At 46.7% G+C, this 15,440-nt stretch carries 14 protein-coding genes; 10 read left to right on the top strand and 4 right to left on the bottom strand.

What is annotated here, in order from left to right:
• The first annotated feature begins 10 nt into the window (after window positions 1-10).
• Both QEP07_RS00830 and QEP07_RS00835 read left to right on the top strand, forming a co-directional pair.
• Window positions 11-1,213, top strand: a complete 1,203-nt coding sequence (locus QEP07_RS00830; protein WP_285008086.1) for a BaiN/RdsA family NAD(P)/FAD-dependent oxidoreductase — start codon at window positions 11-13, stop codon at window positions 1,211-1,213.
• Between the two features lie 52 nt (window positions 1,214-1,265).
• Window positions 1,266-1,703, top strand: coding sequence for an SRPBCC family protein (locus tag QEP07_RS00835; RefSeq protein ID WP_256006592.1), 438 nt, complete (start codon window positions 1,266-1,268; stop codon window positions 1,701-1,703).
• Between the two features lie 134 nt (window positions 1,704-1,837).
• Here QEP07_RS00835 and QEP07_RS00840 read toward each other — a convergent pair whose 3' ends face one another.
• Window positions 1,838-5,077, bottom strand: coding sequence for an amidohydrolase family protein (locus QEP07_RS00840; protein WP_285008087.1), 3,240 nt, complete (start codon window positions 5,075-5,077; stop codon window positions 1,838-1,840).
• Between the two features lie 92 nt (window positions 5,078-5,169).
• Between QEP07_RS00840 and QEP07_RS00845 the strand changes: the two genes are divergently transcribed.
• The 7 genes from QEP07_RS00845 to rplT all read left to right on the top strand — a co-directional run bounded on the left by QEP07_RS00845 (window position 5,170) and on the right by rplT (window position 12,374).
• Window positions 5,170-7,062 carry a RecQ family ATP-dependent DNA helicase gene (locus QEP07_RS00845; protein WP_285008088.1) on the top strand — a complete coding sequence of 631 codons (1,893 nt, stop codon included), beginning with the start codon at window positions 5,170-5,172 and terminating at the stop codon, window positions 7,060-7,062.
• A 15-nt stretch (window positions 7,063-7,077) separates the two neighbouring features.
• Window positions 7,078-8,391, top strand: coding sequence for an MFS transporter (locus QEP07_RS00850; RefSeq protein ID WP_285008089.1), 1,314 nt, complete (start codon window positions 7,078-7,080; stop codon window positions 8,389-8,391).
• A gap of 13 nt (window positions 8,392-8,404) precedes the next feature.
• Window positions 8,405-9,142 carry a (Fe-S)-binding protein gene (locus QEP07_RS00855; RefSeq protein WP_256006583.1) on the top strand — a complete coding sequence of 246 codons (738 nt, stop codon included), beginning with the start codon at window positions 8,405-8,407 and terminating at the stop codon, window positions 9,140-9,142.
• Window positions 9,143-9,219: 77 nt separating this feature from the next.
• Complete coding sequence (gene thrS / locus QEP07_RS00860) at window positions 9,220-11,145, top strand: threonine--tRNA ligase (RefSeq protein WP_285008090.1); 1,926 nt, start codon at window positions 9,220-9,222, stop codon at window positions 11,143-11,145.
• A 13-nt stretch (window positions 11,146-11,158) separates the two neighbouring features.
• A complete protein-coding gene (gene infC / locus QEP07_RS00865; RefSeq protein WP_256006578.1) occupies window positions 11,159-11,728 on the top strand; it encodes a translation initiation factor IF-3 in 570 nt (189 codons plus the stop codon).
• 26 nt (window positions 11,729-11,754) lie between these two features.
• Window positions 11,755-11,955: a 50S ribosomal protein L35 gene (gene rpmI / locus QEP07_RS00870; protein ID WP_256006575.1), complete on the top strand. Its 201-nt coding sequence runs from the start codon at window positions 11,755-11,757 to the stop codon at window positions 11,953-11,955.
• 74 nt (window positions 11,956-12,029) lie between these two features.
• The gene (gene rplT / locus QEP07_RS00875; protein ID WP_256006573.1) at window positions 12,030-12,374 is read left to right on the top strand and encodes a 50S ribosomal protein L20; all 345 of its coding nucleotides are present in this window, start codon (window positions 12,030-12,032) and stop codon (window positions 12,372-12,374) included.
• Window positions 12,375-12,431: 57 nt separating this feature from the next.
• Here the strand turns inward: rplT and bioD are convergent, their stop codons facing one another.
• From bioD to QEP07_RS00890, 3 genes are read right to left on the bottom strand one after another with little or no spacing between them, the layout of a single operon-like run.
• On the bottom strand, window positions 12,432-13,040 hold the full coding sequence (gene bioD / locus QEP07_RS00880) for a dethiobiotin synthase (protein ID WP_285008091.1): 609 nt from the start codon (window positions 13,038-13,040) through the stop codon (window positions 12,432-12,434).
• Window positions 13,037-14,164, bottom strand: coding sequence for an aminotransferase class I/II-fold pyridoxal phosphate-dependent enzyme (locus QEP07_RS00885; RefSeq protein ID WP_285008092.1), 1,128 nt, complete (start codon window positions 14,162-14,164; stop codon window positions 13,037-13,039). Before QEP07_RS00885 ends, bioD begins: the two co-directional genes overlap by 4 nt.
• Before the next feature lie 5 nt (window positions 14,165-14,169).
• Complete coding sequence (locus QEP07_RS00890; RefSeq protein ID WP_285008093.1) at window positions 14,170-14,946, bottom strand: XRE family transcriptional regulator; 777 nt, start codon at window positions 14,944-14,946, stop codon at window positions 14,170-14,172.
• Window positions 14,947-15,080: 134 nt separating this feature from the next.
• Between QEP07_RS00890 and QEP07_RS00895 the strand changes: the two genes are divergently transcribed.
• Window positions 15,081-15,431 (top strand): GIY-YIG nuclease family protein, encoded by a 351-nt coding sequence (locus QEP07_RS00895; protein WP_285008094.1) that lies wholly within the window; start codon window positions 15,081-15,083, stop codon window positions 15,429-15,431.
• The last annotated feature ends 9 nt before the right edge of the window (window positions 15,432-15,440 follow it).

Below are 15,440 nucleotides of genomic sequence, written 5' to 3' on the forward strand. Positions count from 1 at the left end.
ATAAAGCGTCATGAAGAACAATGTGGATGCCGACGCTATTATAATAGGGGCCGGGGCATGCGGACTCATGTGTGCCGTTCAGGCAGGGTATCTGGGCAAAAAGGTTATACTTCTCGAAAAGAATGAAAAGCCCGGAGCTAAGATTCTCATATCCGGGGGCGGGAGGTGTAACTATACCAATCTTGGCTCCAGCCCCGAACAATTTATCTCCGATAATCCTCACTTTCTGAAGTCAGCTTTCTCGCAGTGGACGGTAGACGATACCATCAGTTTTTTCGAGACCTATGGTATCTCAGGAAAGGAAAAGACCCTTGGTCAGTTATTTCCGGATGGCAAAACCGCGAAAGACGTGGTTGCGGTGTTCACATCCATTTGTGATGACTTCGGGCAGGAGATACGATGTGGTGCAAATGTGACCGGCATACTGCGGGACGACCAAATTTATGAGGTAGCAGGCGAACGCAACGGCGAGCCGTTTAAGTTGCGGGCCCCAAAAGTGGTTATTGCTACCGGCGGACTGCCCATTCCTAAAATGGGGGCAACCGACTTTGCGCTTCGCTTTGCCCGGCAGCATGGATTAAAGATCGTGCCTACCGCGCCCGCTCTGGTGCCGCTCACTATTACCGGCAAGGACCACGACTGGTATGCGCGTTTGTCGGGAAATTCTGTCTACTGCCGGGTAAGCAATAGCCGCATCAGTTTTGAAGAGCAGATCCTGTTTACACACTGGGGGCTTAGCGGTCCGGCCATTCTGCAGATATCGTCCTACTGGCGTAAAGGCGAAACCATCCAGATCGATCTTTTGCCCGATCGGCAGATATCCGAACTCATTACCGAAGCCAGAAACACCAACGGGCGGCAGTTATTATCCACCCTGTTAAGTCGCTTCTATACCAAAAAGCTCACAGAGGCGCTTTCTGCCTTCCTGCCGGTCGACAAGCAAGTGGCCACGCTCACCGCTGCTGAAATTGAACTGGTTAGTAACACCATACATCATTTTGCGGTGAAGCCGGCGGGCGACAAGGGTTATGACAAGGCTGAAGTGATGCGTGGCGGAATAGATACCAGTGAACTCTCGTCTAAAACCCTTGAGTGTAAGTCTATACCCGGTCTGTACTTCGGCGGCGAATGCGTAGACATTACAGGCTGGCTCGGCGGCTACAATTTCCAGTGGGCCTGGGCAAGCGGCTTTGTTATTGCGCAGAACATCTGAGCTCCAGATTTGTTTTTATATTGGTTTCATGAAATAAGAATATCATATAAAAATGGAAAACAAAGAAGGCAACATCAATAAGTCGGTGGTCATTAACGCATCCGACGATAAAGTTTGGCAGGTACTAACCACTACGGAACATGTATCGAAGTGGGCGCAGGCTTTTCTGGAAGGCATATCCGTGGAGTCCGACTGGACAGAAGGGTCGGTTGTAATCTGGAAGGCGGCCGATGGCACCGTAGGTACAAAGGGTATAGTCGAAGTCAATTACGCGCCCCGAGTGTTGAAAGTGAATTACTTTGATGATCCTGAAAGTCCGGCAGACGCTCCTACAGGGGATTACAAAGAACATTTCACCTTATTAGAACAGGAAGGGCAAACTACGCTAAGCGTGGAGGCCGGACCTCTGTCCGCTGACTATCTGGACAATCATAGCGGTAGCTGGGACAAGGCCTTGAACCTGATCAAGGAAATAGCCGAATCTAATTAGTTCATACATCGCCTGTAGTGAGACCGCTTTGCAGCCAGTGTAAGTTAGCCATGAGTCCGCCTTTTTTCAGGAAAAAGGCGGACTCATGGCGGACTCATGGCGGACTCATGGCGGACTCACTAGCTACGAAGTGGCTACTCGCATTGAGGTACGCCGTAGGTCCAGGTTTCTGCAATACCTGTAGGGAAACTGTAGATCATCCCCTTTCCGGTCTCAAACCAAAGCTTTCCGCGTAGTTTTTCACGGCCACCAACCTCGTTCATTGAAAGGCTGTCGTATAAACGGCCGTTGATCATGACATATTTAATCTTTTCTGAATTGCGGATGTCATCCAGCGGGTTTGCATCCATAACGATCAGGTCGGCGAGTTTTCCGGGCTCGAGCGAGCCGATTTCCATCTTCATTCCTAAGTAAGCCGCGCCGTTTAAGGTGGCGCACTCAATGGCGCGCAACGGACTCATTCCTCCCTGAACAAGCATCCAAAGTTCCCAGTGGGCGCCAAGCCCTTGTATTTGTCCGTGAGCGCCCAGGTTTACCTTGGTATTTCCACCGTCGGCAATCTGTTTTACAGCTTTGGAAACCTCAATATGTCCGTAATCGCCATACTCTGAAGTGGTACGCCTGCGGGCGCGCGAATCAATGATCGGCCTCGGTGTAAATGCCATCAGCCGCTCGTTCTCCCAGACATTGGTGCGGTCGTACCAGTAATTTTCGCCCCACTGGGCGCCATAGCTTACAATAAGGGTTGGAGTGTAGGCCACCGTGGTATTGTTCCAGAAAGATACCACATCTTTATATACAGGAGCTACCGGGATACTATGCTCTATCCCCGTATGGCCGTCGGCCACCATGTTCATGTTATGAAAAAACGTAGAACCACCTTCGGGCACAACCATCATTTTCAATCTGCGCGCAGCCTCCAGGATTTGCTGGCGCTGATCGCGGCGGGGCTGGTTGTAAGACTTTACAGAGAATGCACCCACAGATTTTAACCTGCGCAGATGGGAAAGCGCGTCGTCCAGACTGTTGATTACCACTTTAAAGTCGCCATCGGCACCATACAGGATAGAACCGGTGGAGTAAAGACGCGGCCCCACAAGTCGGCCAGCCTTGATCATTTCAGCCTGACTGAATACCATTTCTGTGTTGCTCGACGGGTCGTGCGCTGTAGTTACCCCAAAGGCAAGATTGGCCAGGTACGACCAATCGTTTTGAGGACTGATCCCGTCCGGACTCGTGCGCAGGTGTGCGTGTACATCGACAATTCCGGGCATAATGGTTTTGCCTGTCACGTCAATCACCCTTGCAGCCTCGGGAATGGCGACCTCGGACGCTTTACCTACAGCGATGATCTTATTGTTTTCAATCACGATGGTGCCTTCTTCAATGACCTGATTGCCCTTTACGGTGATGATCCGTGCACCCTTAAGTGCTGTAAGGCCAGTGGGCATATCGCTTTTCAGCTTAAGGTCCATGGTGATGCCGAGCGAGTCGGCCGCCACTGGTTTGGCGCCACTGCCCTGGTCAAAATGGTTCTTAATTTCGGTGCTGAAATACTGCTCGCCGAGTGTCCAGTACAATTTGCTGGCATCGTTGCTCCAGTGTACATAGGTTCCTGCGTCTTTAGATACCCGGGTCAGGGGCACTGACTTGTTGCCGGCCGATAGATCAAGTGCGCTTCCGGTGGTGACCATCGGCGTTATATATACATTAAACAGTTCGGTAAAAGCCATCCATTTGCCGTCCGGGCTCGGACAGAATTGTGTGGCGTAAGTAGAGGTGTAATGCGTGCGTTCGTTGCCGCCGTTCAGGTCTACGCTTTTAAATGCCTTCTTACCGCCTTCGCTGCCCTGAAAATAGATCCGGGTATCGTCTTTGTTGAACTGCGGACGGATGCCTGATTCGGAGATCAGTGTTTTTGCACCTCCGCCGGCTGGCATCACAAAGATGCCGGTGTTGCGGCCAAAGGCATAACCTAGTACATCGTTCCCAATTCCCTTTCGGAATACGATGCGGTCGCCCTTGCTAGAGAACCTCGGCGAATAGTAAAAGCCTTTTTCATCGGTGAGCGACACAATTTTACCTGTTTTAAGGTCGGCCTTTTTTATAGCACCTTTAAACTCATCGCTCCAGGTAGCAAATATCACAGACTTGCCGTCGGGACTTATCTGTGGTTCAAACTCAAAGTCCAGTCCCTCAGTAACCCTCACCGCTTTACCTTCGGGCAGGTCCTTTTTGTAAAGGAACCCGGCGGCGTTAAACACCACAAACTTGCCGTCGGGAGAGGTGGTGAGTTGCCTGATCATCTTGGCGGTAAACTCGGGCACGAATGCTTTTTGAGGAAAATGCAGGGCATCCTGAACGGTTTGCTTGCTGGATACCTGAAAGGGTATATCGCTAATAACCAATGAAGCTACCTCCATTTTTTTAATTTTCCCTTTACCATAAAAAACGATGTTTTTGCTGTCGGGCGTCCATGCAAAATTGGGGTAGACGCCGAAAATAGCCCAGGTTTCCTGCTGGTCGTGCGATAAATCATCTGTTAAAGGCCATTCTTCGCCGGTTTGCATGTTCTGGACGAACAGTACTGATTTTAGTCGCACCCTCCGTACATAAGCCATCATCTTGCCATCAGGCGAGATCTGCGGACGTGCCGCACCGCCCTGAACGGCAATCAGGTTACTCAGTTTGCCGGTGGTCATGTCGAGCTGCCGTATGGCATAGATCATCCCGTTAGGGTCTTTGCTGTACTCAAAATTAGGACCGGGGGAGACGTCTTCACTGAAATACAGGTAGCGGCCATCGGGCGATACATTGGGCTCACCGGCGTCCTGCTGGTCGTTCTTCCTTTTGGTAAGCTGTACACCCTCGCCACCATAGATGCTGTACATCCACATTTCGCCTGCGCCGAGCGAACGGCTGCCTGTAAAGTGTTTTCTGGCAATGAGGTATTCGCTGTTTGGTGTCCAGGTGGCGTTATTAAGCAATCGGAAGGTTTCTTTGGTGACCTGCCGTTTACCTGATCCGTCGCGGTTCATGATCCAGATATTGTCTGCACCGCTTTTATCGCTTGTATACGAGATGAATTTGCCATTTGGGCTGAAGCGCGGCTGCACATCCCAGGCTATGCCGCCGCTGAGGAGCGTGGCGCCGCCGCCGACAATGGGCATGATATAGATGTCGCCAAGAAGGTCAAAAACGATATCCTTGCCATCGGAGCTCACGTCGAGGTTCATCCAGGTGCCCTCGTCGGTTAAAATGGTAAAGGTTTTAGTTGCACCCTGATATTTTTCAATATCCCATTTGTCTTGCGAAAAAGCGACCGGATGTATGAATGAAAACAATGTTGACAGGAGTAAAAGTATTTTTCTCATACGCTTCGGGTTATATGGGTGCAATTTACTAATATTGGTTCATTTTTATAGTTTTGACCGTATATAGTGGGTGCAAATTTTGAGCGGAACGAATGAACGAACTGGAGGTTTTAAAGCAATACTGGGGATTTGATCATTTCAGGCCTTTGCAGGACGAGATCGTTGCCTCGGTTTTAGCAGGTAGTGACGTTTTAGCACTCTTGCCTACGGGTGGTGGCAAGTCGGTCTGTTTCCAGGTACCTGCTATGGTTATGGAGGGCATCTGCATCGTTGTTTCGCCACTTGTGGCGCTGATGAAAGATCAGGTGGAGAACCTGAAGCGAAAGGGAATTGAAGCCGTTGCGATCTATGCGGGTATGGGAAAGCGGGAAATTGACATTTTGCTGGACAACTGCATATACGGCCCGGTGAAGTTTTTGTTTTTATCGCCAGAACGCCTGATGTCTGACCTGGTGCGTACGCGCATCTCCTACATGAATGTTAACTTGATTGCGGTAGACGAGGCGCATTGTGTGTCGCAATGGGGCTATGATTTCAGACCGCCTTATCTGCTGGTGGGCGCCATACGCGAACTGCACCCGGAAGTTCCGCTTATTGCGCTGACGGCTACTGCTACCGATCGGGTTCGGGAAGATATTCTGGAAAAGCTGCAAATGAAGCAGGCCCGGATTTTCGTGCAGAGTTTTGCGAGAAAGAACCTGAGTTATGTGGTTCAGCAGGACCAGGACAAATACAAGAAGCTTCTGCGGATAGTTGGAAATATTAAGGGAAGCGGACTTGTTTACGTACGAAACAGGCGCGAGACGACTGAAGTGGCACTTTTTTTAAAGCGGAACGGTGTGTCGGCTGATTTCTATCACGCAGGCGTTGAAAAAGTCGAGCGTTTCAATAAACAGGAAAACTGGACGCGGGGGCGCACAAGGGTTATGGTGGCTACAAATGCTTTTGGTATGGGTATAGATAAGCCTGATGTGAGATTTGTCGTGCATTTAGATCTTCCCGAGAGCCTGGAGGCCTACTATCAGGAGGCTGGTCGCGCAGGCCGGGATGGCAACCGCTCATATGCTGTGCTGCTGGCAAACCAGTCGGACGAAATGACGCTGCAATCGCGCTACGAACACAGTTTCCCGTCGGTAGACGAGACGAGAAAGGTATATCATGATTTGGCCAATTACTTTCAGCTGGCTTTTGGTGCAGGGGAGGGCGTAGCTTTCAGTTTTGACCTGGCCGATTTTTGTAAGCGATTTAATATCAGTGTGATCAAAGCGATGGCGGCGCTGAAATTCCTGGAGCGGGAAGGTTACCTGACGCTCTCTGAACATATTTTTCTTCCTTCGAGACTGATGTTTCTGGCCAGTCACGAAGATGTATACCGTTTTCAGATTGAAAATGCCGGATATGATCGTCTCATTAAAGCGATACTGCGCTCGTACGGCGGGGCTTTCGAACAGTTTGTGAAGATCAGCGAGTCGGACCTGGGCAACCGGACGGCGAATTCTTATGATGATGTGGTGAGGCAGCTCACACAGCTTCAGCAGTTTGGCCTGATCTCTTATTTGCCGCAAAGCGATCAGCCACAGCTGCAGTTTGTAAGGCCAAGAGTCGACTTTACGCATCTGGACATAGATGCTAAATATATTGAGCTCCGTAAAAAGATCTATCAGGACCAGATTTCTTCGGTGCTTGGCTATGTGCAGACCTGGAAATGCAGGACCATTCAGCTGCTCGCTTATTTCGGTGAACAGGAGGCGGCAAAATGTGGGGTTTGCGATGTTTGTCTGGCCGAAAAGAAGGCAGATGACACCGCACAGCTTGCGGACAATATAGATTACGCGATCATTACCCGCCTGCAGCTTGGAAATGCCAGTCTGGACGAACTTATGGCCGAACTACAGGCAGGAACGGAGCAGGAGCAACTGGAGCGTGTGCGTGAATTGCTTGATGCGGGAAGGATTAAAACAGATGGCAAAAATTATTACCTTTAGCGCCTGACTTGAACTATGCAGAAAAACGATAAAAGCGTCATCCGTTCATGGGCTTTCTTTGATTGGGCTAACTCGGCCTATAACCTGGTGATTACTTCTACGATTTTCCCAGCGTATTATACGATCATTACTACTACCGAGGCTTTTGGCGACCAAGTCACTTTTTTTGGTCGCACCTTTACCAACACGGCTTTATCCAATTACGCTTTGTCTTTCGCTTACCTTGTTATGGTAATCCTGCTGCCGGTACTTTCTTCAGTAGCCGATTACCGGGGCAATAAAAAAACATTCATGAAATTCTTCACCTATATGGGCGCTGCAGCTTGTATGGGTCTCTATTTCTTCAAACTAGAAACGCTGGAACTGGGCATTATTTGCTTTGTCATAGCAGCGATGGGGTATATTGGAGGTATACTGTTCAATAATTCTTATCTGCCCGAGATTGCAACGCCCGACCAGCAGGATCGTGTGAGCGCGCAAGGCTATGCCTATGGCTATGTCGGATCTGTTCTATTACAAATTATATGCTTTGTTTTTGTACTGAAGCCTGAAATCTTTGGTATTACTGATCCGTCCTTCCCTCCGCGACTTTCTTTTCTGCTGGTAGGTATCTGGTGGATCGTTTTTGCACAGATTCCTTTTCGCCGCTTGCCGGGCTCGGGCAGAAACCGTGAGGCTATGGTGAGAAGCCGGGTAAAGAGCGGTTTTGAAGAGTTGTCTAAGGTTTGGACGCAACTGAAAAATATGGCTTTCCTGAAGCGGTATCTGGTAGCTTTTTTCTTTTATTCGATGGGCGTGCAAACCATTATGCTGGCAGCAGCCGGATTTGGTGAAAAAACCTTGCATCTCGGCACGTCGAAATTGATTGCAGTGATCCTTATTATACAACTGGTGGCTATTGCCGGCGCAATGCTTATGTCTCGTGCGGCTGTAAAATGGGGTAATGTAAATGTCCTTATTGCGGTCGTACTGGTATGGATAGCCACTTGTATATGTGCGTACTTTATCAACAATGAGTTTCAATTTTATGGGCTGGCAGTCATTGTAGGCCTCATTATGGGGGGTATCCAGTCCTTGTCCCGTTCTACCTATTCCAAATACCTGCCTGCAAACACTCCGGATACAGCTTCTTTTTTTAGTTTTTACGATGTTACGGAAAAACTGGCCATCGTGATCGGACTCTTCAGCTTTGCGCTGATTGAGGAAGCTACCGGAAGCATGAAGAACTCTATTATTGCGCTTGCGTCCTTTTTCATCGTTGGTTTAGTATTTTTGCTGCTGCTCAGGAAGAGCAGCCGGAATCCATACGCAGCTGCCGATTTGCATTAACCGTTATTTGTCCATGAAAGTCGAATTATTTGTCCCATGTTTTGTAGATCAGTTGTCGCCCGAGACTGCATTTAATACCATTAAGTTATTGGAGAAAGCTGGCTGTGAGGTCAGTTACAATGCTGATCAGACATGTTGCGGGCAGCCGGCTTATAATGCCGGATATTGGGAGCAGGCAAAGGTGGTCGGCAATAAGTTTCTGACAGATTTTTCAGACAACAATTATATTGTTGCACCTTCCGCGTCGTGTGTGGGTATGGTTAAGGGCGGGTACAACGATTTGTTTACCAATTCTATCGTGCATAACAAATGCCGGAGCATCCAGGCAAACATTTTTGAGTTGTCTGACTTTTTGGTGAACGTACTGAAACGCGACTACTTCGGGGCAGAATTGGAGGGTAGGGCAGTGTATCACGACTCATGTAGCGCCTTAAGAGAGTGTAAAATCAAGGATGAGCCGCGCCTGCTTCTTTCCAAGGTGCACGGTTTGGAACTTGTGGAAATGAAGGACACAGATATGTGCTGCGGTTTCGGGGGTACTTTTGCTGTAAAATTTGACGCCATATCTTCTGCAATGGCTGAGCAGAAAGTTAACCACGCGCTTGAGCAGGACGCCGAGTATATTATTTCAACCGACCATTCCTGCCTGATGCATCTGCAGGGCTATATCGACAAAAATAACATTCCGCTGAAAACGATGCATCTGGCGGATGTTTTAGCAAACGGGTGGCTTGAAAGTACAGAATATTAGCTAGCTTTGCCTTTAAGCAGATCGCATCGTAAGCGATCAGAAAACACAATTTATTTAATTTAAAATCATAGTTGTAGATGATTAATATCACGTTGCCTGACGGCTCTGTCCGTCAGTATGAAAAGGGTGTAACTGCCCATGAAATAGCGCTCTCAATTTCTGAGGGCCTTGCCAGAAATGTCTTAGCAGCTGAAGTTAACGGAGACGTCTGGGATTCTTCCAGAGGGATTGACACAGATGCTACAGTAAAACTGCTTACCTGGAATGATGAAGCAGGTAAAGCAACGTTCTGGCACTCTTCTGCGCACTTAATGGCCGAGGCACTTGAGGCCTTATATCCGGGTACCAAGTTTGGTATCGGACCGGCTATTGAGACTGGCTTTTATTATGATGTGGATTTTGGCGACAGGGAGTTTTCTTCCGACGATTTCAAGGCTATTGAGGCCAAGATGCTTGAGTTAGCGAAACAGAAATCAGTATTTGAACGCAAGGCGGTTTCTAAGGAAGAGGCGATAGCTTACTTTGATGAGAAAGGCGATGAATATAAGCTGGATCTTTTGGATGGACTGGAGGATGGTAAAATTACGTTCTACACACAAGGCGCATTTACGGATTTGTGCCGCGGTCCGCATATCCCAAATACCGGATTTATCAAAGCTATTAAACTGATGAACGTTGCCGGGGCCTATTGGCGCGGTGATGAAACCAGAAAACAGCTTACCAGAATATATGGAGTGACTTTCCCTAAAGCCAGCGAGCTGACTGAGTATCTTCATATGATTGAAGAAGCGAAGAAGAGAGACCACAGGAAACTGGGTAAAGAGCTGGAATTGTTTGCTTTCTCAGAAAAGGTGGGTATGGGTTTGCCTTTGTGGCTGCCTAAGGGTGCAGCACTGCGGGAGCGTCTGGTTCAGTTTCTGACCAAGGCGCAGGTTAAGTCGGGCTACGAGCAGGTGGTGACGCCGCATATCGGGCATAAGAATCTTTATATTACTTCCGGCCACTACGAAAAATATGGCAAAGATGCGTTCCAGCCTATAAAGACCCCTCAGGAGGGCGAAGAGTTTTTCCTGAAGCCAATGAATTGTCCGCACCATTGCGAGATATATAAGACCAGGCCAAGATCATATAAAGATCTGCCCCTCCGTTTCGCAGAATTTGGGACTGTGTACCGTTATGAACAAAGCGGGGAACTGCACGGGCTTACGAGGGTGCGTGGCTTTACACAGGACGATGCGCATCTTTTTTGCCGGCCTGACCAGGTGAAGGAGGAGTTCAAGAAAGTGATTGATCTGGTTCTTTATGTGTTTAAGTCGCTCGGCTTCGATAACTATATTGCCCAGGTTTCTCTCCGGGATCCGGATAACCGTGCCAAATATATTGGTAGCGACGAGAACTGGAAACTTGCTGAAACTGCAATCATTGAAGCGGCGCAGGAAAAAGACCTTCCAACTGTTGTTGAGTATGGCGAAGCGGCATTTTACGGTCCGAAACTAGACTTCATGGTAAAAGATGCCTTGGGCCGTAAGTGGCAGCTGGGTACTATCCAGGTCGATTATAACTTGCCGGAACGCTTTGAACTGGAGTATACCGGAAGCGATAACCAGAAACATCGTCCGGTGATGATACACAGGGCGCCGTTTGGTTCATTGGAACGTTTTATTGCCGTGCTGATCGAGCACTGTGCGGGGAATTTCCCGCTGTGGTTATCGCCCGAACAATTCATCATTCTTCCGATCTCTGAGAAGTATGAAGATTATGCAAAAAAAGTTTCAGATGAATTAAATAATTACGATATTCGCGGGCTGATTGACTTCCGTGACGAGAAGATTGGAAGGAAAATCAGGGATGCAGAGGTCAAAAAGATTCCTTACATGCTGATTATCGGCGAAAAGGAGAGTGCCGAAGGAAAGGTCTCTGTGAGAAAGCATGGTGAAGGAGATTTAGGGGAAATGACCCTGCAAGCGTTTAGTGAATTATTAATAAAAGAAATAACAGTTTAACGGAACTAAAAATTTGGCATTAGGCAGACCAGGATTTAATAGGGGACCACGTCCTCCTTTTAAGAAAAAAGAAGCAGAACATAATATTAATCAGTTCATCAAAGCTCCTGAAGTGAGATTGGCTGGCGATAATGTTGAACAGGGGATTTATCCTTTGTCAAAAGCTTTGGCCATTGCTGACGAACTTGAACTGGACTTGGTTGAGATTTCTCCTAATGCGAACCCGCCTGTATGCCGTGTAATGGACTACAGTAAGTTTGTGTATGAGCAGAAGAAAAAGCAGAAGGAAATTAAAGCCAACGCCAAGCAAACTGTTATAAAGGAGATCAGATTTGGCCCTAATACCAGCGATCATGATTTTCAGTTTAAACTTAAGCACGCGATCAGTTTCCTGGAGAATGGGGAAAAGGTTCGCGCTTATGTTCATTTCAAAGGGCGCGCTATTGTTTACAAGGAGCAGGGAGAAATTCTTTTGCTTAAGTTTGCTCAGGCCCTTGAAGACTATGGCAAGGTTGAATTGCTTCCGAAACTGGAAGGAAAGCGTATGTTTTTAACGCTTGCTCCAAAAGTTGCAAAAAAATAGATAAATTAAATAAATAAACACAGGTTATGCCAAAAATGAAAACCAATTCCAGTGCCAAAAAGCGTTTTTCGCTTACTGGAACAGGTAAAATCGCAAGGAAGAACGCATTCAAAAGCCACATCTTGACAAAGATGTCGACTAAACGTAAGCGTAACTTAGGGCACACTTCAATGGTGTCAGATGCTGACATGGGCAACGTTAAGCGTATGCTCGCAATCGGTAAGTAATTAATTTTTTAACCAGGTATCCGGTAGTAAGTTTGCTGTAAAACGCAACGCCGTTTATCAAAAACAACAACAACATGCCACGTTCGGTAAACGCAGTAGCTTCGAGAAGAAGAAGAAAAAAGGTTCTTAATTTAGCCAAAGGCTATTGGGGATCAAGAAGCAAGGTATTCACCATTGCTAAGAACACAGTCGAAAAAGGTTTGCAGTATGCATACCGCGACCGTAAAGTAAAGAAAAGAGAGTTTCGTGGATTGTGGATCCAGCGCATTAACGCCGGAGCCCGTCAGCACGGTATATCGTACTCACAACTGATTGGTAAATTAGCTGCTAAAAATATTGGTTTGAACCGTAAGGTACTTGCTGATCTAGCAATGAATCATCCAGAGGCTTTCAAAGCTGTAGTTGATGCAGTAAAGTAAGACATACATTTAATAAAAAAGGGAGCCAAAAGCTCCCTTTTTTATTTTACAGACTTTTCATATTGTAATGTATTTGCCTGCTTCTGCAATTGTTTCTTTAGTGATGACATTTAAAGCCGGTACTTTTCCAAGAATCTTCACGCCACTGTATTTTTCAATATATTCTTCCGTCTCTGAATTGCTCTTACCATTAAAAATCAGGCCTTCTACAGGAATTTGGTAATGCTTCAGAACCTCCAGGGTGAGTAGTGTATGATTGATGCTACCCAAATAGTTCTGTGAGACGACGATAACTTTAACACCTAAGGATTTGATAAGATCCAGGATCAGGTCACGATCGTTCAACGGCACCATTAGCCCTCCGGCACCCTCAACTATAAGTGTGTTTGCTTGCGCTGGTAACTGAATAAGATCTTTATCGATTTCGATCCCATCAAGCCGGGCAGACAGGTGGGGAGATAAAGGTTGTCCAAGCCGGTATTTCTCTGGATGAATCGTTGTTTTTGTATTGCTGATCAGTTGCCCCACAAGCAGACTATCGCTAACATCCAGATCGCCCGATTGAATAGGTTTCCAGTAATCGGCATTAAGCTTTTCTGTTAAGATGGCACTGATGATTGTTTTTCCTATCCCTGTACCTATTCCGGTGATAAAATATTTTTTCATACGTTAAGTTTTGATAATGCATTGACTAAGCCGCTAATCTCAGGGTCGGTATTGTATAGATGAAGACATATTCTTAGTCGTTCATAGCCAACCGGAACGGTAGGGCTTAAGATAGCCCGTACGTCGAAGCCCTGACTTTGAAGTTGTGCTGCTGCATTCCTGCAGCTGTCGTTTGACGGACAGATCAGGGTTTGAATAGTACTTTCCGTCGTTATTATATGTGGCATCTCAGCCTGCATTCTGGCGGTATATAGCTTGATTGTGTTGGCTATTGCTTCTGTGTAGTTGGTGTCGTTAAGCAAATGATAACCGGCGCTGACCATCGCAATTCCGTGTACCGGAGCTGCCGTGGTATAAATGAAACTTCTGGCAAAATTGATGAGGTAGTTCCTCAGAGTATTGCTTCCGATCACAGCGGCCCCATGAGAACCAAGGGCTTTACCGAAGGTCATGATGCGTGCAAACACTTTTGATTCCAGTTTAAGCTGTGACACCAAGCCTCGGCCATGATCTCCAAAAAGACCCGTGGCATGCGCTTCGTCGACAATCAATGCCGCGTCATAGCGTTCACATAACGTACTTATGGTGAGTAGAGGTGCCAGATCGCCGTCCATGGAATAAACGCTTTCTACGACCACGTAGATGTTTCCTGACGCTTTCCTTAGTCTGGACTCCAACTGGTCGACATCGTTATGTTTAAACGTAAACCTGTTTGCGTGCGATAAGCGTGCTCCGTCTTTGATGCTGGCATGAACGAGTTCATCAGAAATAATGGTGTCACCGCGCTGAGGTAGGGAAGATAAAAGCCCGACGTTGGCATCATAGCCTGAATTGAAAATTAATCCGCTTTCTGCCCCATGGAATGCTGCAATGTAAGCTTCTGTTTCTTCTGTAAAAGCGTGGTTGCCCGATAGTAGTCGCGATCCGGTGGCGCCATGTTTATAATTGCCGAGCGAATTTAATATGCCCTCAGCCCGCTCTCTCAGCGCGCCAGACCGTGCAAAACCGAGGTAGTCATTAGAAGAAAAGTCTATCAGAGCGCCCGGCTGCTCCAGCCTCCTTAGCGAACCGGCTAAAGTACGCTGCTCTAGTCTGCTTTGCATAAATTGCTCAGCTCTGGTCATGAACCCTAGTTTTTATTAAGCTGAGAGATAGATTTTTGCATTTGTGACATCATGTGGGTCAGCGTTTCGATGGTTGGTTCAGGCGTCGGGTCAGGAAGCGCAGAGGAAATAAATGCTTTTGCTTTCCATATTTCCAGAATGTCTTCGGACGATATGTTATAGGGGTCGTAAGCTTTATTGTCTGAGACGAGTTTCAGTTCTTTGTTCTCTCTGAATTTGTTTCCGGCCCTTTTGTACACTATACCTTCATTTCTGCTGATAACGATATAGGTGTCGCCAGCTTTTATATCATGCCAGTTGTCCAGGTACTCGGCAAGAATAATGCTTCCAGGTTGAATAGGCAGCATGGAATCGCCCATAATCTCGAATGCCCTGAAGGTGCCGTTTCTGAGAAAAGGTAATGGCAGATGAAATTTTGGAAGATCTTTAATGTATTCCGGATCAGACAGACCATTTAAATAACCTGCACTGGCCTTAACCGGAACGAGTTCGATGTTCTCATTCTCATCTTTGTCTACCGAGATGCTTAATATCCTGAGGTTAGATCCCTGACTTTTTGGTTTTGGCTTCCAGTTATCATTGATGTTTTCATTAATGAATTCATCTATCGTCAACTCAAAATATTCTGCTATCTTTTTTAGCAGGTCATATTTAGGTTCTGCCCGATCTTCCTCATAAGCTCCGATCAGCGATCGCTTAATTTCCATAATATCAGCGAACTGCTGCTGTGTAAGACCTTTTTTCTTTCTAAGGTACTTCAGGTTAGAGGAGATATTTGCCATAAATAAAAAAGTTAAAATAAATTTGTTTGTACTAAAATTGTTAGTATTATTGTACCAATAAAGTTAGTATTAATAATTGATTTCTGCAATAAATATACTAATTAAATTAGTTTAAACAAGTAATAGCAAGCATCATGAGAAAATTTGTTTATATCGTTACAGACCGCAACCGTACAAGTTTACACGTAGGAATTAGTGCCGACCTTATCAAAACGCTTGATTTTTATAAGAAGATGCCTTGCCTGTTTTTTGATAGTGCACATCAACTGACAAGACTTGTGTATTTTGAGGAGTTTAAAACCGAGGCGCAGGCGCTGAGCAGATTCAAACAGATGAGTAGGTTTACAAGGGCTCAAAAGGAGCGTATTGTAAGATCTTGTAATCCCGACTGGATTGATCTTACAATAGGCCTTGATTTCGAACATATCATGATGGCGAAGAAGATTTCTACTCAGGTAAATCTTCAGTTCGGCATCCTCTCCTAGTTAATCCGG

The organism is Pedobacter faecalis (genome assembly GCF_030182585.1).
GTDB lineage: Bacteria > Bacteroidota > Bacteroidia > Sphingobacteriales > Sphingobacteriaceae > Pedobacter > Pedobacter faecalis.